Genomic DNA, 20,823 nt, shown 5'->3' on the forward strand with positions numbered 1-20,823 from the left:
ATCGTGCCGGGCCCGAGCCCGGACGGCGCCGGCTCGGGGTTGCGGAAGGCGTCGTACGCCGCCGCCGGGATCGCACCGCGCACGCCGATGCCCGCCGCGATCGAGCGGGAGGCCCGCAGCAGCCGCGAGCCGAAGCGCCGTGTGGTGCCGAGCGCGAGCACCGGAGCGGGCTCGCCGGACGCCGTCGCGAACTCGCGGGGGAACTCGAGGATGCCGCGGACGTCCGCGCCGCGGAATCCGTAGATCGACTGGTCGGGGTCACCGACCGCGACGAGGTCGCGACCGTCGCCGGCCAGGGCCCGGAGCAGCGCGACCTGGCTGGGGTCGGTGTCCTGGTACTCGTCGACGAAGACGCAGGAGTAGCGCGCCCGCAGCTCGGCCTGGTGGACCCGGGCCTCGATGACCCCGCGCGCGATCAGGTCGGGGTAGTCGATGGCGGACTGGTCGCCGAGGACGTCGAGGTACTGCTCCAGGAACAACCCGGCCGCCTCGAACTCGGGCACCCGCTCGGCACGACCGAGCTCGACGAGCTGGGCGGGGTCGAGTCCCCGCTCGCGCGCGCGGGAGATCACGGCGTGCACCTCGCGGGCGAAGCCGCGGGTGCCGACGGCGGCCCGCAGCGCGTCGGGCCAGCGGATCGACTCGGGCGCGTCGGTGAGGAGCTCCTGGAGGACGACGTCCTGCTCGGCCGCGGACAGCAGCCGCAGGGGCGCGGCGTAGAGCTCCGCCGGGGCGTAGCGGCGGACGAGGGCGTAGGCGAAGGAGTGGAAGGTCGAGGACAGCCCGCTCGACATCGTGCGCCCGAGCCGGGCGGTGACCCGGTCGCGCAGCTGTTCGGCGGCCTTGCGGGAGAAGGTCAGCGCGAGCACTGCGTCCGGCTCGACACCGCGCCGCTCGATCCGGTCGACGATCGCCTCGACCATGGTGGTGGTCTTGCCGGTGCCGGGACCGGCGAGCACGAGGAGCGGTCCGCTCGCGTGGTCGACGACCTGCTGCTGGTGCCCGTCGAGCTGCGGCGGCGCGGCGGGCGCCGGCGGTGCGGCGAGGCGGTAGCGGGGCGTCGAGGTGCTGGTCGTCATGTCAGCGCCCAGCCAACCATCCCCGCCCGACAGAACCCCGGTGAGCCCGAGCCCGGCACCGCTCAGGCGAGCTCGAAGTCGGCGAAGTCGAAGCCGGGCGACACCAGGCAGCTGACGAGCGCGTCCGCCGTCGACGGCACCGTCCGCTGCCACACACCCGCCGGCACCAGGCCCTGCGGCGACGCCGCGTCCACGACGAACGACCCAGCGCCCGCGGGCTGCGGTCCGGTCCCGCCGAGCTCGACGGTGACCGCGCCGGTGTGCGCGAGCCAGATCTCGTCGGAGGCGACCTTGTGCCAGGCCGACGACTCCCCCGCAGGCAGCAGGAAGTAGATGAGGGTCGCCGTCGGCCGCACCCGACCGTCGGGCAACGTCACCGTCACCGGCGACACCCACGTCTGGCGGTACCAGCCGCCCTCCGGGTGCGGGTCGAGGTCGAGGACCTCGGCGAGCGGCGGACGCATCAGTCCTCGAGGACCGGGCGGTCGTTGTAGATCCCGGCCGGCTCCTGGCCGGAGAGGACCTGGATCGCCGTCATGATCCGGTCGGTGAGGTCGCGGCGGGCCTTGCCGAGGGCGATGCCGTCGTACTCCCCGGCGACGGTGATCGGCTCACCGAAGGCGACGGTCACCTTGGCGAGCCGAGGCAGCCGGGTGCCGATCGGCTGGATCTGCTCGGTGCCCGTGAGGCCGACCGGGACGACCGGCGCTCCCGAGGTCAGCGCGAGGTGGGCGACGCCGGTGCGGCCGCGGTAGAGCAGGCCGTCACGCGACCGGGTGCCCTCGGGATAGATGCCGAACGCCTCGCCGCGGCCGAGCACGTCGAGGGCCGTCACCAGGGAGCCCATGGCGGCGGCCGAGTCGTCGCGGTCGACCGGCAGCATGCCGAGTCCCTCGAACCACGCCTTCGACAGCGCACCCTTGATGCCGGACCCGGTGAAGTAGTCGGACTTCGCGAGGAAGACGACCTTGCGGGGCACCACGATCGGGATGACGACGGAGTCCACGAAGCTGAGGTGGTTGCTCGCAAGGATCACCGGACCCGTGGCCGGCACGTGGTGGAGACCGCGCACGTCGGGCCGCCACACGGCCTTCGCCGCCGGCGGTACGACGGTGTGGAGCGCCTGGTAGAGCACGGCAAGGACGCTAGGGGTTACCGGCCGGTCCGGCGAATCCGCGCGCTCGCGCCATCAAAATGGGCGAAGGGGCTCTTACAAGTATGAGTTGCAAGAGCCCCTTCAAGGTGACCGGTACTGGTGACGCTCCCGATCGATCCGGCCGAGCTGCCAGGTTCCCACGGACCTCGTCACCCGGCCCGTGCGGTGCTCGTCCCCCGAAGGTTCTGAGCCCCGTGTGGATCCTCGCCTTCCGGCTGATCCCGCCTTCCCGGAGGAGGGCGTGGGAGAAGTTCTATGCCGGAAGCGCAAGGCTGCGCAAGGGGTTGGCGGCAGGAACTTCGAGCAATTCGCTGGTTCCGGCGTGTCGTCCACAAGGACCCCCTGCGTGTCCACAGAGGAACGGCGCTTCATCCCCAACTGTGGGGATGACCTGTGGATGATGGAGTCGGGACGACCCGCGCTGAGTACTCGTACTCACGCGGGTCGAGTAGCGCCGCGATGGGCGGCTCGGGAGATGTGTGGGGAGATGGATGACATGCGCTACGCCGACCCGGACCTGTGCCCCGACTGCCGCTCCGACCTGCCCAAGGACGTCCGCACCTGCCCCACCTGTGCGCTGCCGGTCCGGCACCTGCTCGCGGTCGAGCTGTTCGCCACCCTGCAGCGGGCCGACCAGCTCGTCGGTCAGCTGCGGTCGGTCGCCGACACCGCCGTCGCGGCGCCTGCCGCCGCGCCCAGCGCCGCCGCGCCCGCCGCGCCCGCCGCTCCGGGGGCACCGGCGGTGCCGGCCGGTACGACGCCACCTCCTCCGCCCGGACCACTCCTCCCCCCGCCTCCCTCGCCGATAGGTGCGGTTGCGCCGGTGGCTCCCCCCGCCGTCGCGGCCTCGCCGCTCCCGGCCCCTCCTCCCACGAGGGCCGGGAGCGGCCTCGGCGTGGCGACCATCCCGAAGATCCTGCTCGGACTCGGAGCGCTCTGCCTGCTCGTCGCGGCGATCGTGTTCCTCGCGGTCTCCTGGTCGATCCTCGGCGTCGGCGGCCGTACGGCCGTGCTGGTCACCCTGACCGCCCTTGCCACGGGCGGCGCGCTCCTGCTCAACCGCTTCGAGCTGCGGATCGCCGGTGAGTCGATGAGCGTGGTCGCGCTCGGCATGCTCGGCCTCGACGTGCTCGGCGCACACGCGGCCGGGTGGTTCGGCGACTCCTCGGACGGCTGGGCGATCGCCGCGACCGGCGCCGTGATGGCGCTCGGCGGCACCGGGCTCGCCCTGCCTCGCTTCGGCGACGGCCCCCGCCTGGCCGCCCCGCAGGTGTTCGTCGGCGTCGGCTACCTGTTCGGCTGGGCCGGCCTGATGATCGCCACCGACCACGAGCTCATCGCCGGTCACGCCCTGGTCGCGCTCGGCCTCGGCGTCACCTGGCTGTCGCGCACCGCCCTCCCGGTCCGCGCGTGGAGCGTCGGCCTCGCGACAGCGGTCGTGTGGAGCTCCACCGCCCTGCTCGGCCTCTTGCTGACGTTCGCCGACCCGACCATCGACGGGCTCTGGGTCGACGGCACCGGTTGGTCGCTCCTCGTGTCCGCCGCCACCCTCCTGCTGCCCGGCCTCGTGCTCCGCAAGCCCGACCTCGCCGTCGGCGGCGGCTCGGTCGGCGCCCTGCTCGTGACCATCGCGCTGGTCGCCCCGGCCGTCGACGAGTCCGCCCGGACCGCCGGCGTCGTCACCCTCCTCGTCACGGCTGTCTGGGTCGCCACCTACCGGCTGCTGCCCGCGCAGGTGCGGACGGTCGCGGTCGCCCCGGCGACCATCGGGTCGCTGGCGCTCCTCGGCTTCGAGGTGGTCGCCGGGGTCACGGCCCTGGTCCGGATCGGTGAGCTCGGCACCGACCAGCCGTTCACCGTCGTCCTCGACGGCGCCGACCCGCTGACCGAGCCGCTGCTCGTCGTCCCGTCGGCCCTGGTCCCACTCGCGTTCGCCGCCTTCGCGTTCCGGCCGGCCACGGGCAAGGCTCCCCTGCCGTGGTGGCGCATCGGCGCTCTCGTCGCGGGCGTCTTCGCGGCCGCCACCCTTGCGTCGTACGACGTCGCCCTGGCGCTGCCGGTCGGCGCGATCGCCCTCACCGCAGTCGCCGGCCTGGTCATCGCGCTCGCCGACTCAGGAGCCCGCCACACCGGGTTCGGCGTCGCGTCGCTGCTGGTCGGCGGCGCCGCCGTCCTGCTCGCCCTGCCGAGCACCTCGATGGTCGCCGCCACAGCCGCTGTCGTCCTCACGACCGGGCTGGTCGCGCACCTCGCCGGCCGCACGCCAGGCCTGCGCGGCTTCGCGGCGGTCACCGTCTCCCCCGCGATCGCCGTGCTGATCTGGGCGAGCGGGACCAGCCTCGACGTCGACGCGGCCTGGCTGGGCGCGCCGCTGCTGGCGCTGCTCGGCGTGCTCGCGGTCGCCCGCCCGCGGCCGGAGATCGAGCTCCCTGCCCTCCTCGTCGCGCTGGTCGCGGTCACCCCGGCCGTCGCGGCGGCCGGAGACCCCGGCAGCTCGCTCCCGCTGCACCTGGTCCTGCTCGGCGCCGTCCTGTCGGCCTCGGCACTCGTCCACGAGGCCCGCCGCGGGCTGGTCTGGGCGGCCGTGCCGGTCTTCGGGCTCGCGTCGTGGGTCTGGTTCGGCAGCCGCGACGTGACGGCGCCCGAGCCCTACACACTGCCGATCGCCGTGGCTCTGACGGTGCTCGGCCTGGTCCACCTGCGCCGCAACCCCGACGCCGGCACCGAGCTGTCGCTCCTTCCCGGGCTGCTCCTCGGCACGGTCCCCTCGCTGCTGTGGGTGCTCGGCGACCCGCTGTCGCTGCGGGCCCTGGTCCTCGGCGCGGCGTGCCTGGTCCTCACCATCGCCGGCGCCGCCCTCCGGTGGAGCGCCCCCCTGCTCGTCGGGGCCACCGTCGGTGCCGTCGTGGTGCTCCGGGAGCTCGGTCCCTATGCGGGCGACGTGCCCCAGTGGGTGTGGATCGGCCTGGCAGGGGCGCTTCTCACGACGGTCGGGATCACCTGGGAGCGACGCCTCCTCGAGGTCCGCAAGGCGGTCGGCCTGCTGGGCGCGCTGCGCTGAGGGTGGAGCGACCTGCTAGAAACGGCTCATGGCTACCACTGCATTCGGTGACTCCACCGTCTCGACCTCCGGCGAGCTGCCGGCTCCCGGCGACAAGGCTGCGGCGTTCGAACTGGTCGGCAACGACTTCTCGGCCGTGACCCTCCCCGAGGGCAAGCGCACCGTCCTCAACATCTTCCCCAGCATCGCGACCGGTGTCTGCTCGGGCAGCGTCCGCAAGTTCAACGAGCTCGCGGCCGGCCTCGACAACACCGCGGTCATCTGCGTCTCCAACGACCTGCCGTTCGCGCTCGACGCGTTCTGCGGCGCGGAGGGCATCGCCAACGTCACGACCGCGTCGGGCTTCCGCTCGTCCTTCGGTGACGACTACGGCGTCCGCATGGTCGACGGCAAGTGGGCGGGCCTGCTGGCCCGCGCCGTCGTCGTCGTCGACACCGACGGGTCCGTGATCCACGCCCAGCTCTCCCCCGCGATCGGCCAGGAGATCGACTACGACGCGGCCGTCGCCGCCCTGGGCTGAGCCTCCTGCTGCACCCCGATCAATCCGGGTCGGCCGGGTCCCAGAACGCCTCGCGCATCTGGACCCGGCCGTTCTGGCTGTACGGCGTGCCCTCGTCGTCGTAGTGGGCCAGCGCCCGCCCGTCGTGGCTGGGCGGGAGCGAGCCGTCGGCGCGCACGACCCGCCACCACGGCACGGGACCCCCGTGGTGGGACATCACCGAGCCCACCTGGCGCGGACCGCCGCCGACGACGGCTGCGATCGCGCCGTAGGTCGTCACCCGCCCGGCCGGCACCTGCTCGACCCACGCCAGCACGCGCTCGACGTAGTCGTCCTCGGCGTCGTCGGGGGCAGCGGTGGTCACGGCCCCCATCGTGCCGGACGCCACCCTCCGCGCGGTCAGTCGGTGAACGCCTCGGTGCCGCTGATCAGCCGCAGGCCCTCGATGCCCGAGTGGCGCCGCGCGAAGGCCAGGACGTGCGCCAGGTCGCTGATGTTGTTGCTGCCCGTGTCGGGGAAGAGCGAGATCGTCGAGAGGACGCCGACGGCGAGGCCCTCGGGGCTGAGGTAGCCCGACCCCGAGTCGCCGGGGACACCCGAGACGGTGCTGCGCACCTGGTGCGACCACCCTCCGCCCATCGAGCCGGCCACGGTGGCCGTGCGCGGCGACACCTGGCCACCGCCGCCGAGGAGGCCGCTGTTGCCGTAGAAGTAGACGGTGTCGCCGGCCACCACGCCGTCGCGGTCGACGCCGGTCGGACCACCCCAGACGGGCACGCTCGGGTTGACCTTGGCGACGTCGCCGCGGTCGACACGCACGAGCGCGAAGTCGTTGTAGTTGCAGGGCGCGGACCGCGTCGTGCCGATCCGCTGCATCGTCATCCAGGACGAGTACGCCAGCCGCCCGTGACCGACCACGGTCGGCTCGGTGAGGACGTTGCCACCGTCGCCGAAGGTCACCCGCGTCCCCAGCGGGTACGACGGGGTGTCGCAGCCGTTGGTGTCGGTCTGGCCGCCCCGGCCGGCGCAGTGCGCCGCGTAGCCGACGTAGACCCGGCCACGACGGTCGGTGAAGACGAAGTTCGCCGTGCACTGCGCCCCGTCGGTGTACATCTGCACCCCCGGGTGGATCGTCGCCTCGTCGGCGGGGGCCCAGCGCCCACGCGCGACGGCGTCGCCCGAGGACAGGCCGGGGGCGGCGAGAGCGAGCAGGGCGAGGAGGACTGCTGCTCGACGAGGTGGGCGGGTGCGCATACGAGGAGAACGAGTTCTCGTCCGGTCTCGTTACGGTGTCCGATCCGGCAACGGCTCCCCGGGCACGGGCCAAAAACGCCGAGGACCCCGTCGTGACGACGGGGCCCTCAGGTGCTCCCTCGGTGTGTTCCACGCCGAAAGTCGAGGTGACCTTCTCAACGAGGAGCAGGAAGCGGAGTTACGGTTGCCTTACCCGGCGGATCAGTAGGCCGGCTGGCTCGGGTCGATCTGGTTGACCCAGGCCACGACCCCGCCACCCACGTGGACGGCATCGGCATAGCCGGCGCCCTTCACGATCGCGAGCGTCTCCGCCGACCGGATGCCGGTCTTGCAGTGCATGACGATCTGCGTGCCGGAGTCGACCGACGGCAGCTTCTCGAGCGCGGTGCCGTTGAGGAACTCCCCCTTGGGGATGAGGACCGACCCCGGGATCTTGTTGATGTCGTACTCCACCGGCTCCCGCACGTCGACGAGGACGAACTCACGGGTGCCCTCCTCGCGCTCCTTGAGCATGTGCTCGAGGGTCGAGACCGAGATGGTCGCGTCGGCGGCCGCGTCGGCGGCCTCCTCGGAGATCGCGCCGCAGAAGTACTCGTAGTCGATCAGCTCGGTGACGGTCGCGTTCTCGCCGCACAGCGCGCAGTTGGGGTCCTTGCGGACCTTGAGCTTGCGGTACTCCATCTCCAGCGCGTCGTAGATCATCAGCTTGCCGATGAGCGGGTCGCCGATGCCGGCGAGCAGCTTGATCGCCTCGTTGACCTGGATCGAGCCGATGCTGGCGCACAGCACGCCCAGCACGCCGCCCTCGGCGCAGCTGGGGACCATGCCCGGCGGAGGCGGCTCGGGGTAGAGGCAGCGGTAGCAGGGCGCGTCGTCGGTGAGCTTCGGCGCGAAGACCGAGGCCTGGCCGTCGAAGCGGTAGATCGAGCCCCACACGTAGGGGATCCCGAGGAAGTACGCCGCGTCGTTGACCAGGTAGCGGGTCGCGAAGTTGTCGGTGCCGTCGACGATGAGGTCGTAGCCCTTGAAGATCTCGTAGACGTTGTCGTTGTCGAGACGCTCGTTGTGGACGATGACGTTCACGTAGGGATTGACCTCGGCGATCGACTCCTTGGCCGACTCGGCCTTGGGACGGTCGATGTCGCTGACGCCGTGGATGATCTGGCGCTGGAGGTTCGACTCGTCGACGGTGTCGAACTCGACGATGCCGAGCGTGCCCACACCGGCGGCGGCCAGGTACAGCAGCGCCGGGCTGCCGAGGCCGCCCGCGCCGATCACCAGGACCTTGGCGTTCTTGAGCCGCTTCTGCCCGGCCATGCCCACGTCGGGGATGATGAGGTGGCGGCTGTAGCGACGGACCTCGTCGATGGTCAGCTCGGCGGCCGGCTCGACCAGCGGCGGAAGACTCACGGTTGCTCCTGGATCGGTTGGGATTCCTGCGGGACGTCGGGGCGGAACTCTGGGATGAACATCGCTCAGGCCCCGGGTGTTCCCACCCTCCATGGTTCCTGGCGGCCCCCACCCGACCCGACACGTCCCGCGATCCGGACCCGAGCCCTCCGGACTCGCCTCGGGGGCATCCCGTGCCTGAGATCTACTCGGGAGTAGGCTCGAGGCCGTGGTCAGTAGGTCGTACGACGTCGAGGACCCGCGCCGTCCGCGCGGGATCCGGTTGCCGCGCCGTGAGCGGCGTGCCCAGCTCCTGGCCTCCGCGCTGGAGGTCTTCGTCGCGCAGGGCTACCACGCCGCGGCGATGGACGACATCGCCGAGCGCGCCGGCGTGTCCAAGCCGGTCCTCTACCAACACTTCCCCGGCAAGCTCGACCTCTACCTCGCGCTGCTCGACAAGGCGTGCGACGACATCATCGCCAACTGCCGGGCGGCGCTGGAGTCGACCACCGACAACAAGCTCCGCGTCGCCGCGACCATGGATGCGTTCTTCGGCTACGTCGCCCACGACGCCGGCGCGTTCCGCCTGGTCTTCGAGTCCGACTTCACCAGCGAACCGGCCGTCCGCGACCACGTCGACCGGGTCACCACCGAGTGTGCCGCGCTGATCACCGAGGTGATCAAGGAGGACACCGGCCTCCCGGACGCCGCCTCGCGCCTGCTCGCCGTCTCTCTCGTCGGCATCGGCCAGGTCAGCGCCCGCTACTGGCTGCAGGACCCGAGCGGCATCGCCCGGCAGGAGGCGGTTGCCCTGGTCTCGGCCCTCGCCTGGCGCGGCATCCGGGGTTATCCCAAGACCGACTAGTGTCGACGACACCGGCACCACGAACCACGCACCACAGACACGAAGGAGCCTCAGTGGAGGTCAAGATCGGCGTGCAGAACGCCGCCCGCGAGCTGACCGTCGAGACCGACGAGAGCTCCGACGCGATCGAGAAGCTCGTGACCGAGGCCATCGCCGGCAGCGGCGTCCTCGTCCTCGCCGACAACAAGGGCCAGAAGACGGTCGTCCCGGCCGACAAGCTCGCCTACGTCCACATCGGCCGCAGCGTCGTCGGTCAGGTCGGCTTCCGCAGCTGATCCCGCCGGGAACTCTCCGGCGGTTCCCAGGCGTTCCTCAGGTTGCACGGGCAACCTCGCCCGTGAAGAGGTGAGGGTCATGCTGCAGTTCCGCTTCGCGGCCGAGAGCGACACCGGCCGGGTCCGCGACCACAACGAGGACGCCGGGTTCGCCGGTCCCTACCTGCTGTGCGTGGCCGACGGGGTCGGCGGCGCGGCAGCGGGCGAGGTGGCCTCGGCCACGACGTCGTACGTCGTCAGCGCGCGAGCGCTCGCGCACCCGGGCCGCGACCCGCTCCGACTGCTCGCCAGCGCGACCGAGGAGGCCCACGCCCAGCTGGTCCGCGGGGTCGAGGCCGACCCGCGCCGGCTCGGGATGGCGACCACGCTGACAGCGGTCCTCACCGACGGCCAGCGCACCGCGCTCGCCCACCTGGGCGACTCGCGGGCCTACCTGCTCCGCGACGGCGGCTTCACCCAGCTCAGCCACGACCACACGATGGTCCAGGCGATGGTCGACGCTGGCCGGATCACGCCCGCGGAGGCCGCGGCGTCGCCCCACCGCAACGTCGTGCTGCAGGCCCTCGACGCCACCAGCACCCCGACCCCGGACCTGCTCTGGCTCGACCTGCGGCCGGGCGACCGGCTGCTGCTGTGCAGCGACGGCGTGAGCGACGTCCTCCACGAGGCGGCGATCGCGATGATCCTCGACGTGCCCTCGCTCCGGCTCGCGGCGACGCACCTGGTGCAGGCGGCGCTCGACGGCGGCAGCCGCGACAACGTCACGGCGATCGTCGCCGACGTGGTCGACGCGCCGGCCCTCGCAGCCAACGGGCTGGTCGTCGGCGCGAGCACCGATCCGGCCAACCTGGTCGACCCGGCAGCCGTGCGACCGCTCCGCTCGGCCTGACCCGAACGGGTGGTGTCGACCTCCGGAAGGGCTCGACCCGGAAGAAACACTGGCGCGGGTGTCGTGGCCCGGTCCTAGACTGAAGTCATGAGCACACTGTCGTACGAGTACGCGCGCCTCTGGGTGCCGCTCTACGACGCCAACACGCTCTCGGTCGCGCGCCCCGTCTTCCTCATCGAGGCGGCCGACGGCTTCGAGGGCATCGTCGCGGAGAAGAACACCACGCTCATCGGCGTGCTCAACGACTTCGGACGCGACGGCTGGCGGATCGACACCACGCCGATCCGGGTCACCGCACCGTCACCGGAGTTCCAGCTCCTGATCGACGCGACCCTCGACGAGGTCGACGGAGGCTCGCTCAGCGACGCCGACTCCGGCGCCGTCAACGAGTTCGACGTCTACGGGATGCGTCGAGAGCTCCCCTGATCGCGGCGACCGCGGGTCAGTCGTCGTACTCGACGGCGAACAGGTCGCCGAGCTCGTCGACGCGCGCCAACGCCTCGGCCATCGTGAACTGATCCAGCCCGAGCTCGTCCTCCGCGCCGGCCTCGACCTCGTCCCACGAGATCGGCGTCGCCACCGTCGGGCGGTCGCGCCCGCGCAGGGAGTACGGCGCGATCGTCGTCTTGGAGCCGGCGTTCTGGGACCAGTCGATGAAGACCTTGCCGCGGCGACGGGCCTTGGTCATCGTCGCGGTGACCAGCGCCGGGCTCTCGTGGGCCAGCTCCTCCGCGACCTCCTTGGCGACCGAGGTGACCTCCTCCGACGGCAGGTACGACGACAGGTCGGCGTACAGGTGCAGACCCTTGCTGCCGCTGGTCACCGGCCGGGCGTCGAGGCCGCGCGCGTTGAGGGCGTCGCGGGCGCGCAGCGCCACCTGGCAGCACTCGTGGAGCCCCGCCGGCTCCCCCGGGTCGAGGTCGATCACCAGCCGGTCGGCGCCGAGCGGCTCGCCGGACGCGTCGACCGTCCACTGGTGGACGTGGAGCTCCAGGGCCGCCAGGTTGACCATCCACATCAGGGTCGCGAGGTCCTCCACGATCGGGAAGACGAGGGTGTCGCCGTTGCGGCTCGGTCCGCGGGAGCCGGTGGTCGGCACCTCGGCGGTCCGGACCCACGACGGCGTGCCCGGCGGCACGTTCTTCTCGAAGAAGCTCATCGTCTGGACCCCGTGCGGCCATCGGATGCGGGTGACCGGCCGGCCGGCGAGGTGCGGCAGCAGCACCGGCGAGATGCGCGCGTAGTAGTCGAGCACCTCACCCTTGGTGGTGCCGGTGGCGGGATAGAGCACCTTCTCCAGGTTGCTCAGCTTGAGCGTGCGGCCCTCGACGTCGACGTAGGTCTCGGTCATCGCGCTCCCCCGCTGGTCGCGACGAGGTCGGCGGCGGTCAGGTCCGCGCGCACCCCTTGGTAGGACGGCTGGCGGAGCCGCTCGTACCCGATCCCGTGGGTGTCGACGTCCACCACCAGCACCGGCTCGACCCAGGTCGTCCCGTCGGCGTCGACCCGGGGCACCTCGTCGGCGAACGGGCTCGCACCCGTGGTCAGGGAGGCGACCAGGTCGGCGAGGACCCGCGACTGCTTCGGCCCGATCCCGCTGCCGACCCGGCCCCGGTAGCGCAGGCCCGCGGCCGTCGGCTCGCCCACGAGGAGCGCGGCGAGGTGGCTGCCACCGGTCTGCGGACGCCAGCCGCCGACGACGTACGACGCCCGGTGCCGGTGGGCGAACTTGAGCCAGTGGTGGCTGCGCTCCCCCGGTCGGTAGCGGGAGTCGAGGCGCTTGCTCACGACCCCCTCGAGCCCCTGGGCCCGGGTCGCGTCGAAGAGCATCGCGCCGTCGTCGTACGTGCTGGGGACCTGCCACCCGGACCCGCCGAGGTCGAGCGCCTCGAGCCGGGCGCGACGCTCGTGGAGCGGCAGGCCCGTGAGGTCCTGGCCGTCGCAGCGGAGCAGGTCGAAGACCATGAAGGTCGCCGGGATCCGCTCGGCCAACCGGGCGACGGTGACGGCCTTGCGGACATGGATGCGCTCGGCGAGGACACGGAAGTCGGGCAGGCCGCGCTCGTTGAGCGCGATGATCTCGCCGTCGACGACCAGGTCGGGGGTGTCCGGCGGCGTGGCCAGCTCAGGCCAGGCGCCGGTGATGTCGTTGCCGTTGCGGCTCGTCAGCCGGACGTCGCCCTGGACCGACGCGAGCGCGCGCACGCCGTCCCACTTGACGTCGTGGCACCACTCCTCACCCACCGGGACGTGCGTGCCCGCGGTCGCGAGCATCGGCAGCAGCGAGGGCACGGCACCATCATGCCGGTCCGCCCGGCTCATCCAGGTCGCCCCAGCTCCATCCGGTCCACGACGTACGCGGCGATGGCCAGGCTCGAGGTCGCCGCCGGGGACGGCGCGTTGCGCACGCTCGTGACGCCGTCGCCCTGGACGATCGCGAAGTCGTCGAGGAGCGATCCGTCGCGGGCCACCGCCTGGGCCCGGACCCCCGCACCCCGCCGGACGACGTCGGCGGGGCCGATGCCGGGGACGTAGCGCTGGGCGCTTCGCAGGTAGGCGCTCACGGACAGCGAGCCGCGGACCTCGCGGACCCCTGTGCGCCAGTGGGTGCGTGCCATCCGCCAGAAGCCGGGGTGGGCCAGGGTCGCGGCGGCGTCCCGTGCTCGCAGGCCGGGGCGGACGCCGTACGACTCCCGGTCGAGGGCGAGGACGGCGTTGGGGCCGATCTCCAGGCCGCCGCCGACCCGACGCGTGAAGTGGACGCCCAGGAACGGGTAGCGCGGGTCCGGGACCGGATAGACCATGCCGCGGACGAGGTCACGCTTGGCGCCGGGGACGTCGAGGTACTCGCCGCGGAACGGGACGATCCGCGGCTCGCGCTCGCCGTCGACCGCGCGACCCAGACGGTCGGACTGGAGGCCGGCGCAGAGCACGACGTGGTCGGCGTGGTGGACCTCCCCGCTGGCCGTGACGACCTGGAGGCGACTGCCGCGGCCGGACCGGCGGACCGTCGCGACGCGGGTGCCGAGCAGGACCCGGCCGCCAGCCACCTCGACGTCGCGGCCGAGCTGCTCGGCGACCGCGACGTAGTCGGTGATCGCGGTCCGCGGCGAGTGCAGCGCGGCCAACCCGCGCGCGTGCGGCTCGATCTCCTGGAGCTCCTCGGGGCCGACGCGGCGCAGGTCGGGCACCCGGTTGTCGGTCGCCGTGCGCTCGAGGGCGTCGAACCGGCTCATCTCCTCGGCGTCGACGGCCACGACGAGCTTGCCGCACTCGTCGTACGGCAGCGCGTGGTCGGCGCAGTAGTCCCGGAGCAGGAGCCGGCCGCGGGTGCACAGCTCGGCCTTGAGGCTCCCGGGCCGGTAGTAGAGGCCGGCGTGCACGACACCGGAGTTGTGACCGGTCTGGTGGGCGGCGACCCGGTCCTCCTTCTCCAGGACCGTGACCGTCGTGCCCGGCCGGCGGCGGGTGATCTCGCGGGCGACGGCGAGCCCGACGATGCCGCCTCCGACGACGGCCACGCTCTGGTCACCCACGCGTTCATGGTCCCAGGTCGGTGGTGCGCCGTACGCTGGAGCCATGCGTGCGATCTGGAAGGGGGCCGTCTCGTTCGGCCTCGTGAGCGTCCCGGTGAAGCTCTACTCCGCGACGGAGAGCCACGACGTGTCGTTCCGGCAGGTCCACGCCAAGGACGGCGGCCGGATCAAGTACCAGCGCGTCTGCTCGATCGACGGCGAGGAGGTGCCCTACGCCGACATCGCCAAGGGCTACGAGACCGAGGACGGCGAGATGGTGGTCCTCACCGACGACGACCTCGCCGAGCTGCCGCTGACTTCCTCGCGCGAGATCGCCGTCGAGAAGTTCGTGCCGAGCGAGCAGATCGACCCGATGCTGTTCGAGAAGTCCTACTACCTCGAGCCCGAGTCGACGGGCGCCAAGCCCTACGCGCTGCTCCGCCAGGCGCTCCTCGAGGCCGATCGGATGGCGGTCGTGACGGTCGCGCTGCGCCAGCGGACGACGACGGCGGTGCTGCGGGTGCGCGGCGACGTGATCGTCATGCAGACGATGATGTGGCCCGACGAGATCCGCCAGCCCGACTTCACGATCGAGACCGGCGAGATCAAGGACGCCGAGGTCAAGATGGCCCAGATGCTCGTCGAGACCCTCGCCGGCGACTTCGACCCCGACGAGTTCGAGGATGGCTACGCCGCCGCCGTCGACGCCGTCGTCAGGGCCAAGATCGAGGGGGGCGAGGTCCAGCGCACCCCCACGTCCACCAAGACCGGGGGCGAGGTCGTCGACCTCCTCGCGGCGCTCCAGCGTTCCGTCGACGCCGCCAAGACCGCACGCGGCGAGAAGCCCGCCGACGACGCGCCCGCGAAGAAGACCGCCACCAAGAAGACCGCAGCGAAGAAGACCGCTGCGAAGTCGTCGGAGAAGTCGTCGGAGAAGGCCCCCGCGAAGAAGGCCGCCGCCAAGAAGACGGCCAAGAAGGCTCCCGCGAAGAAGGCCGCGGCCAAGAAGGCCAGCTGAGATCGACCCAGCCCGACAGCCCCTTGCGGTCGGCGGTTCCGTCCCTGTCGTATTCGGTGGGTGCTGTTCGTGGAGAGGGTGGACGCGGTCCAATGGGGCTGCCCGGACACGAAGGAGCAGACATGCCTGAGTACCTCCTGTACTTCAACCAGCAGTGGGTCGGCGAGCACACCGAGGAGTGGTTCCAGTCGCGCGCACCGCTCGCAATGGCGGTGGTGAGGGAGATGCAGGCCGCCGGGGTCTTCGTGTTCGCGGGCGGCCTCGAGGAGGACGCCCCGGTCTACGCAGCGGACGCCACCAGCGGCGAGGTGGTGGTCACCGACGGGCCTTACGTCGAGACCAAGGAGTGGCTGGGCGGGTTCGCGATCGTGGACGTCCCCGACGAGGCGGAGGCCAAGCGGTGGGCGGGCAAGATCGCCGAGGCCTGCGGCTGGCCGCACGAGGTCCGCCGGTTCGCGCCCTGGCCGACGCTCGACTGACGATCAGAGGTCGGTGAGCGGGTCGCGAGCGCCGACGCCGCTGTTGAAGTCGGAGTCCTTGCGGCTGATGATCTCCCGCCGCTCCTCCGGCGACAGGGCGTCGAGCAGCGCCCGCGCCTCGCCGGGCTGACCGCTCACCTCGGGCGCCTCGGCGAGCGGGATCACCGTGTGCACGATGCGGTCGTCGTACACGTGGACGGCGTTGAACGCCTGGTGGCCGTCGACGCCGGAGATCACCCGGTCGAGCGGTGCCGGGTCGGTCGTGTAGCAGCTCGCCGACGCCACCGACACGGGGATGCCCGCGAAGGTCGAGTGCGACGTGTAGTGGAAGTGGCCGCCGAGGAGCTGGCGTACGTCGCTGCCCCGCACCACCTCCGCGAGCCGGTCCTGCTCCAGCAGCTCGAGGATCGCCCCCACCTCGATCGTCGGGAGCGGGATCGGCGGGTGGTGCATCGCGAGGATCGTGCCGTGCTCGGCCGGCACCGCGAGCAGGTCGCTCAACCAGTCGAGCTGGTCGTCGGACAGCTCACCGTGGTGGTAGCCGGGCACGCTCGTGTCGAGCGCGACGACTCGCAGCCCGCCGAGGTCGTGGACCCGGTCCTGCGGCCCGTCGTCGTCGGAGTCGAACAGGCCGCGGGCGTACGGCGCCCGCTCGTCGTGGTTGCCGATCACCCACACGACCGCGGCGCCGAGGTCCGCGGCGAACGGCTCGACGAGCTCGCGGAGCCGCGCGTAGGCCTCCGGCTCGGCCTTGTCGGCGAGGTCGCCGGTGAACACCAGCGCCTGCGGCACCGGGTCGAGCCGCCGCAGCCGCTCGAGAGTGAGCAGCAGCCCCGCCTCGGGCTCCACGACGCCGTACTGCCGCGCGTCGTGCGCGAGCAGGTGGACGTCGCTGAGGTGGGCGAGGGTGAACCGAGGGGCGGGATACTGGCCGTACTGCACCCTCCGACGCTAACGCCGTTCGACCCGTGCGCGGCGTGCGGCCCGCCGTAGTGTCGTGAGGACGGCGGGTCCGAGCAGGGCGATGGCGAGCGCGTTGGTGATCGCCCGCCCGGTGTCCCAGCCCCCGGTCGAGGTGAGGAGCGTGTAGAGCAGGAACCGGTGCAGGTTCTCGAGCACCGGCGCTCCCGGGAGGTAGGAGAGCTCGCTGGAGTCCTGGCCCGGGACCTGGATGCCGAGGATGAAGGGCCAGCCCCACAGGTTGAGCAGCAGCCCGTAGACGTAGGCCGCGAGGATCCCGTAGACCACGAGCATCGCGATCTCCGAGCGCCCCGAGACCCGCCGCGGCAACAGGCCGGCGACCATGCCGACCCACCCGGCGACGAGCATCTGGAACGGCAGCCACGGCCCCACGCCCGCAGTCATGAGCGCCGACGCGAACAGCGACGTGCAGCCGAGCACGAACCCGAACCCCGGACCGAACACCCGCCCGCCGAGGATCAGCAGGAAGAAGACCAACTCGAGGCCCGCCGTACCGGCGCTCACGCCACGCAGGACGGCGTTGACAGCGCTCAGGACACCGAGGATCGCGAGCACCCGCGCGTCCATGCCGCCTTCGCTGATCTCCGCCAGCACCACCGCGAGGATCACCGGCAGGAGCGCGAGGAACAGGAACGGCGGGTCGACGCGCGTCGTCGGGTCGGCCTCGAGGATCAGGGGCCAGCCGAGCATCATCAGCCCGATCAGCGAGGCCAGGCCGAGGACCACGGCCGACCGCAGCCGCAGCGGTACGGCGACCCCGGGCCGGTCGATCGTGGCGCTCACGATCGCGCCTCCACGCCGAGAGCGGACGCGACCTCGTCGACGGTCAGCCAGTCGGCGCCCAGCACCTTGGTCACCTGCGGCGCGAACGCCGGTGACGCGGCGATGACCTCCCGGGTGGGACCGTCGGAGACGACCTCCCCCTCCGCGAGCACGACGACGCGGTCGGCGACCTGGGCCGCGAACTCCACGTCGTGCGTGGCGACGAGGATGGCGCGCCCCTCGCTCGCCAGCGCGCGCAGGATCCCAGCCAGCGCGTGCTTGCCCGGGTAGTCGAGGCCGCGCGTGGGCTCGTCGAGGAGCAGCACCGGCGGGCCGGCCGCCAGCACGATCGCCACCGCGAGCGCGAGCCGCTGCCCCTCGGAGAGGTCTCGGGGGTGGCGCTCGGGGTCGATGCCCGGAGCGAGCCGCTCGAGGAGGCCGGCGCAGGTCCCGGCCCCGGCGGCCGCCGTCCGGTCGGCGGCCGCACACTCGTCGGCCACGGTCTCCAGGTAGAGCAGGTCGGCCGGGCTCTGAGGAACCAGACCCGTGTGGGACCGCCGCGCCTCCGGCTTGAGCCGGTGCGGGTCGTCACCGCCGACCCGGACCGAGCCGCGGGTCGCACCGTGCCGGCCCTGGAGCGTCCACAGCAGCGTCGACTTCCCGGCGCCGTTGCGGCCCATCAGCGCGGTGACCGTGCCCGTGCGGAGCGAGAGGTCGACCTCCCGCAGCGCCGGCACGGCACCGTGGGCGACGACCAGGCCGCGCACCTCGACGGCGGGCACCCCGAAGCCTCCGGCGTCCTCTGCTGCCGGCCGGCTGCCGAGCCGTGCCTTCAGGTCCGCCGTACGACGACGCGCGTCGCGGACGGTGAGCGGGAGCGGCGACCACCCGGCCAGCCGGCCGAGCTCGACGAGCGGCGGGGCGATCGGGGAGTCGAGGAGCAGCGCGGCGGGCTCGCCGACGGCGACCTGTCCGGAGGCGCGGAGCAGGCACAGCCGGTCCGCGAACGGCACCACCCGTTCGAGCCGGTGCTCGGCGACGAGCACGGAGACGCCCAGGTCGTGGACGAGCCGGGTGAGCGTCGCGAGCACGTCCTCGGCCGCGGTCGGGTCGAGCGCGGACGTCGGCTCGTCGAGGACGAGCAGCCGCGGGTGGGTGGTGAGCACGGAGCCGATCGCCACCCGCTGCTGCTGGCCGCCGGAGAGGGTGCGCAGGTCGCGGTGCCGCAGGTCGGCGATGCCGAGCAGGTCGAGCGTCTCCTCGACCCGCCTCCGCATCGTGGGCGCAGCCAGCCCGAGCTGCTCCATCCCGAAGGCGAGCTCCTCCTCCACGGTGTCGGTGACGAACCAGGCCGGTGGGTTCTGCCCGACGTAGCCGACCTGGTGGGCCCGCTCGCGCGCCGGGACGTCGAGCACGCTCGTGCCGTCGATGACGACGTCACCGGTGAGGGCGCCGCCGGTGAACGCCGGCACCAGACCGGCGAGGACTCCCAGGAGCGTGGACTTGCCGACACCCGTCGGCCCCGCGAGCAGCATCAGCTCGCCGTGGTCGATGGCGAGGTCGACGTGGTCGAGGACGGCCCGGTCGCCGTAGGCGAAGGAGACGTCGCGCAGCTCGAACACTAGGCAACCACCTCCGGCGTGGGCTCCGTCGTCGGCTCCGGCACCACTGCCGCGGCCGCACGGTTCTGCGCGGTCAGCGGCGGCGGCGCCACGAAGACCGGCAGCACCCCGACGAGCGCTGCGACGACCGCACTCAGGCTCAGCGTCGGTACGACGAGCACGCTCGGGTGGGCGACGGTGAGGTCGTGGCGCTGGACCAGCCAGAGGCCGACGCCGACGGCCGCCCCGGAGAGCGCCACCGCGACCTCGGCAGCCCGCCACCGCTCGGGGCGGTAGCGGGTGCGCTGCACCCGCCGACCAGCGAGGACGAAGCCAGCGAGCGCGGCCGTGATGCCGAGCACCAGCATCGGCCAGGCGAGCACCCGCGGCGCGGTGGAGTCGAGGAAGGCGTAGGTGCCGACGACGATCCCGAGCAGGCCCACGATCATCAGCGCGCCGGTGCTGCGGCGCTGGCCGGCGCTCGCCGTACCGGACCTGCCGTAGCCGCGGGCGTCCATCCCCGCGGCGAGCGACAGGGACCGCTCGAAGGCGTCCTCCAGGATCGGGACCAGCAAGCGCCGGAGCCCGCGCACTCGTCCGCGTTCTCCCCCACGCAGCTGCTGGGCTGCCCGGACCCGGCGGGCGCTGTCGGCGAGCTGCGGGATGACGGTGATGGCGACGACCATCGCCGTCCCGATCTCGTAGAGCGCGGGCGGCAGCGACCGCATCAGCCGCTTCGGGTTGGCGAGCGCGTTGGCAGCGCCCACCGCGAGGAGCAGGGTGGCGAGCCGCAGGCCCTCGTAGAGCGCGGCGAGCAGCTCCTCCCGGCTGAACGGCCCGAGGACACTGATCCCGGCCGCCCAGTCGGGCAGCGGTAGCTCGGGCAGCGCGACCAGCACGTGCCCGGCGTCGTTGCCGCCGACGAGGATCCGGAAGAGCACCCGGACGACGAGGACGATCACGGCGAGCCACAGGTACAGACGGAACGAGCGCGCCCACGGCTGGTCGCCGCGACAGGCGAGCACGGTGGTCGTCGCGACCGCGACGAGCAGCCCGAGGACGAACGGGTTGGTCGTGCAGGACGCGCCGACCGCCAGGCCGACCGCCCAGCACCACCAGGCGACCGGATGCAGGTCGCGGGCCACGCTCACCGGCACGGTCTCACCGTTCCCCGCTCACCCGGTACGGCGCCGCAGCACCGTCACGGCGCCGGCGGCACCGAGCACGAGGACCGCGAGGCCCAGCCCGATCCACGTCGGCAACGCGTCGCCGCCGTCGCCGGAGGTGTCGGTGGCCAGGTCGCTCGGGGGCGGTCCGGCGGTGATGTCGCCGGCAGCGACGAGGTCGGTGCCGGTCGACGTCGGGTCGGTGGCACGGTCCGACTGCTGGTCGCTCGGCTTGCGTCCCTGGCCGGACGCTGACTCCGACGCCGCCTCGGAGGACGCGGAGGCCGGCGCAGTCGTCGCCGGAGCGCTGCTGGTCGTGGCGTCGGTCGTGGTCGGGTCGTCGCCGTCGCCCTGGCCACCGTTGTTGCCGCCCGTGCTGCCGCCGTTGCCGTTCCCTCCGTTGGTACCGCCGTCGCCCCCGTCGTCGGTCGGGTCCTGGGAGGGCTCGACGTGGGCCGTCGGTACGACGTCGGGCGGCTGGGCGTTGCCGGCACCCTCGTGCCAGGCGAACGCCACGTAGCCGCCGTCAGGGACCTCGAGCCCGCCGACGCCCTGGTTGGAGAAGACCCAGCGTCCCGACTCGCCGTCGGACCACCACAGGCTCCAGAAGGAGTCGTTCTCCAGGCAGGGCCGGTCGGTCGGCAGGCCGGTCACCCGGCAGACGTAGCCGGGCTGCCGCGGGTGGTACTCCAGCGGGAAGCCGGCATCGGCGAAGACCTGGGCGGCCGACTGACCACCGCCGTCGGCATCGCAGCCCGCGCGGGTGGGCTCGCCGATCTCGTTGTAGTCGACGACCACGGTGACGCCGGTCGCCCCGGGGCACGCCGCCGCGGC

General features: G+C 72.7%; 21 protein-coding genes and 1 pseudogene. 8 read left to right on the top strand and 14 right to left on the bottom strand.

Annotated elements, in window-relative coordinates; genetic code table 11:
- The 3 genes from H0487_RS16065 to H0487_RS16075 all read right to left on the bottom strand — a co-directional run.
- Window positions 1-1,079 (bottom strand): ATP-dependent helicase (locus tag H0487_RS16065; RefSeq protein ID WP_183095241.1); only part of this gene is annotated, 1,079 nt, incomplete at its 3' end.
- A gap of 62 nt (window positions 1,080-1,141) precedes the next feature.
- Window positions 1,142-1,543 (bottom strand): cupin domain-containing protein, encoded by a 402-nt coding sequence (locus H0487_RS16070; RefSeq protein WP_183095242.1) that lies wholly within the window; start codon window positions 1,541-1,543, stop codon window positions 1,142-1,144.
- Entirely contained in the window at window positions 1,543-2,214 is a 672-nt protein-coding gene (locus tag H0487_RS16075; RefSeq protein WP_183095243.1) for a lysophospholipid acyltransferase family protein, read from the bottom strand. The genes H0487_RS16070 and H0487_RS16075 overlap by 1 nt, the downstream gene beginning before the upstream one ends.
- A 508-nt stretch (window positions 2,215-2,722) precedes the next feature.
- On the opposite strand from H0487_RS16075, the gene H0487_RS16080 reads away from it, so the two are divergent.
- Together H0487_RS16080 and tpx are read left to right on the top strand one after the other, a co-directional pair.
- The gene (locus tag H0487_RS16080; protein ID WP_183095244.1) at window positions 2,723-5,296 is read left to right on the top strand and encodes an SCO7613 C-terminal domain-containing membrane protein; all 2,574 of its coding nucleotides are present in this window, start codon (window positions 2,723-2,725) and stop codon (window positions 5,294-5,296) included.
- Window positions 5,297-5,324: 28 nt separating this feature from the next.
- A complete protein-coding gene (gene tpx, locus H0487_RS16085) occupies window positions 5,325-5,816 on the top strand; it encodes a thiol peroxidase (protein ID WP_183095245.1) in 492 nt (163 codons plus the stop codon).
- A 19-nt stretch (window positions 5,817-5,835) separates the two neighbouring features.
- On the opposite strand, the gene H0487_RS16090 is transcribed toward tpx, so the two are convergent.
- The 3 genes from H0487_RS16090 to moeZ form a co-directional block, all read right to left on the bottom strand.
- Window positions 5,836-6,159, bottom strand: a complete 324-nt coding sequence (locus H0487_RS16090) for an MGMT family protein (RefSeq protein WP_312855977.1) — start codon at window positions 6,157-6,159, stop codon at window positions 5,836-5,838.
- A gap of 35 nt (window positions 6,160-6,194) precedes the next feature.
- Entirely contained in the window at window positions 6,195-7,049 is an 855-nt protein-coding gene (locus H0487_RS16095; protein ID WP_183095247.1) for a hypothetical protein, read from the bottom strand.
- 201 nt (window positions 7,050-7,250) lie between these two features.
- Window positions 7,251-8,459, bottom strand: a complete 1,209-nt coding sequence (moeZ, locus tag H0487_RS16100; RefSeq protein ID WP_183095248.1) for an adenylyltransferase/sulfurtransferase MoeZ — start codon at window positions 8,457-8,459, stop codon at window positions 7,251-7,253.
- Between the two features lie 208 nt (window positions 8,460-8,667).
- Here moeZ and H0487_RS16105 point away from each other — a divergent pair, with 208 nt between their 5' ends.
- From H0487_RS16105 to H0487_RS16120, 4 genes are all read left to right on the top strand, one after another.
- Complete coding sequence (locus H0487_RS16105) at window positions 8,668-9,303, top strand: TetR/AcrR family transcriptional regulator (protein ID WP_312855978.1); 636 nt, start codon at window positions 8,668-8,670, stop codon at window positions 9,301-9,303.
- 53 nt (window positions 9,304-9,356) lie between these two features.
- Window positions 9,357-9,578 carry a DUF3107 domain-containing protein gene (locus H0487_RS23955; RefSeq protein ID WP_183095249.1) on the top strand — a complete coding sequence of 74 codons (222 nt, stop codon included), beginning with the start codon at window positions 9,357-9,359 and terminating at the stop codon, window positions 9,576-9,578.
- Between the two features lie 79 nt (window positions 9,579-9,657).
- Window positions 9,658-10,467: a PP2C family protein-serine/threonine phosphatase gene (locus tag H0487_RS16115; protein ID WP_183095250.1), complete on the top strand. Its 810-nt coding sequence runs from the start codon at window positions 9,658-9,660 to the stop codon at window positions 10,465-10,467.
- An 87-nt stretch (window positions 10,468-10,554) separates the two neighbouring features.
- Window positions 10,555-10,893, top strand: a complete 339-nt coding sequence (locus H0487_RS16120) for a hypothetical protein (RefSeq protein WP_183095251.1) — start codon at window positions 10,555-10,557, stop codon at window positions 10,891-10,893.
- Between the two features lie 16 nt (window positions 10,894-10,909).
- Here the strand turns inward: H0487_RS16120 and ligD (H0487_RS16125) are convergent, their stop codons facing one another.
- From ligD (H0487_RS16125) to lhgD, 3 genes are read right to left on the bottom strand one after another with little or no spacing between them, the layout of a single operon-like run.
- Window positions 10,910-11,818, bottom strand: coding sequence for a non-homologous end-joining DNA ligase (gene ligD, locus H0487_RS16125; RefSeq protein WP_183095252.1), 909 nt, complete (start codon window positions 11,816-11,818; stop codon window positions 10,910-10,912).
- Window positions 11,815-12,759 carry a non-homologous end-joining DNA ligase gene (gene ligD, locus H0487_RS16130; RefSeq protein WP_312855979.1) on the bottom strand — a complete coding sequence of 315 codons (945 nt, stop codon included), beginning with the start codon at window positions 12,757-12,759 and terminating at the stop codon, window positions 11,815-11,817. Before ligD (H0487_RS16130) ends, ligD (H0487_RS16125) begins: the two co-directional genes overlap by 4 nt.
- 26 nt (window positions 12,760-12,785) lie before the next feature.
- Window positions 12,786-14,003, bottom strand: a complete 1,218-nt coding sequence (gene lhgD / locus H0487_RS16135) for an L-2-hydroxyglutarate dehydrogenase (protein ID WP_183095253.1) — start codon at window positions 14,001-14,003, stop codon at window positions 12,786-12,788.
- A 43-nt stretch (window positions 14,004-14,046) separates the two neighbouring features.
- Here lhgD and ku point away from each other — a divergent pair, with 43 nt between their 5' ends.
- Together ku and H0487_RS16145 are read left to right on the top strand one after the other, a co-directional pair.
- Window positions 14,047-15,000: a non-homologous end joining protein Ku gene (ku, locus tag H0487_RS16140; protein ID WP_183095254.1), complete on the top strand. Its 954-nt coding sequence runs from the start codon at window positions 14,047-14,049 to the stop codon at window positions 14,998-15,000.
- Between the two features lie 122 nt (window positions 15,001-15,122).
- Window positions 15,123-15,479 (top strand): YciI family protein, encoded by a 357-nt coding sequence (locus H0487_RS16145; protein WP_183095255.1) that lies wholly within the window; start codon window positions 15,123-15,125, stop codon window positions 15,477-15,479.
- Between the two features lie 3 nt (window positions 15,480-15,482).
- Here the strand turns inward: H0487_RS16145 and H0487_RS16150 are convergent, their stop codons facing one another.
- The 5 genes and pseudogenes from H0487_RS16150 to H0487_RS16170 all read right to left on the bottom strand — a co-directional run.
- Window positions 15,483-16,421, bottom strand: coding sequence for a metallophosphoesterase (locus tag H0487_RS16150; RefSeq protein WP_183095256.1), 939 nt, complete (start codon window positions 16,419-16,421; stop codon window positions 15,483-15,485).
- 9 nt (window positions 16,422-16,430) lie between these two features.
- A complete protein-coding gene (locus H0487_RS16155) occupies window positions 16,431-17,243 on the bottom strand; it encodes an ECF transporter S component (protein WP_312855980.1) in 813 nt (270 codons plus the stop codon).
- Complete coding sequence (locus H0487_RS16160; RefSeq protein WP_183095257.1) at window positions 17,240-18,844, bottom strand: ABC transporter ATP-binding protein; 1,605 nt, start codon at window positions 18,842-18,844, stop codon at window positions 17,240-17,242. The genes H0487_RS16155 and H0487_RS16160 overlap by 4 nt, the downstream gene beginning before the upstream one ends.
- Window positions 18,844-19,980 carry an energy-coupling factor transporter transmembrane component T gene (locus H0487_RS16165; RefSeq protein WP_183095258.1) on the bottom strand — a complete coding sequence of 379 codons (1,137 nt, stop codon included), beginning with the start codon at window positions 19,978-19,980 and terminating at the stop codon, window positions 18,844-18,846. The genes H0487_RS16160 and H0487_RS16165 overlap by 1 nt, the downstream gene beginning before the upstream one ends.
- An 18-nt stretch (window positions 19,981-19,998) precedes the next feature.
- Window positions 19,999-20,823, bottom strand: a pseudogene (locus H0487_RS16170) (hypothetical protein); the annotation flags it as partial.

It is taken from the genome of Nocardioides stalactiti, assembly GCF_014180715.1.
In the GTDB taxonomy this organism is placed as follows: Bacteria; Actinomycetota; Actinomycetes; order Propionibacteriales; family Nocardioidaceae; genus Nocardioides; species Nocardioides stalactiti.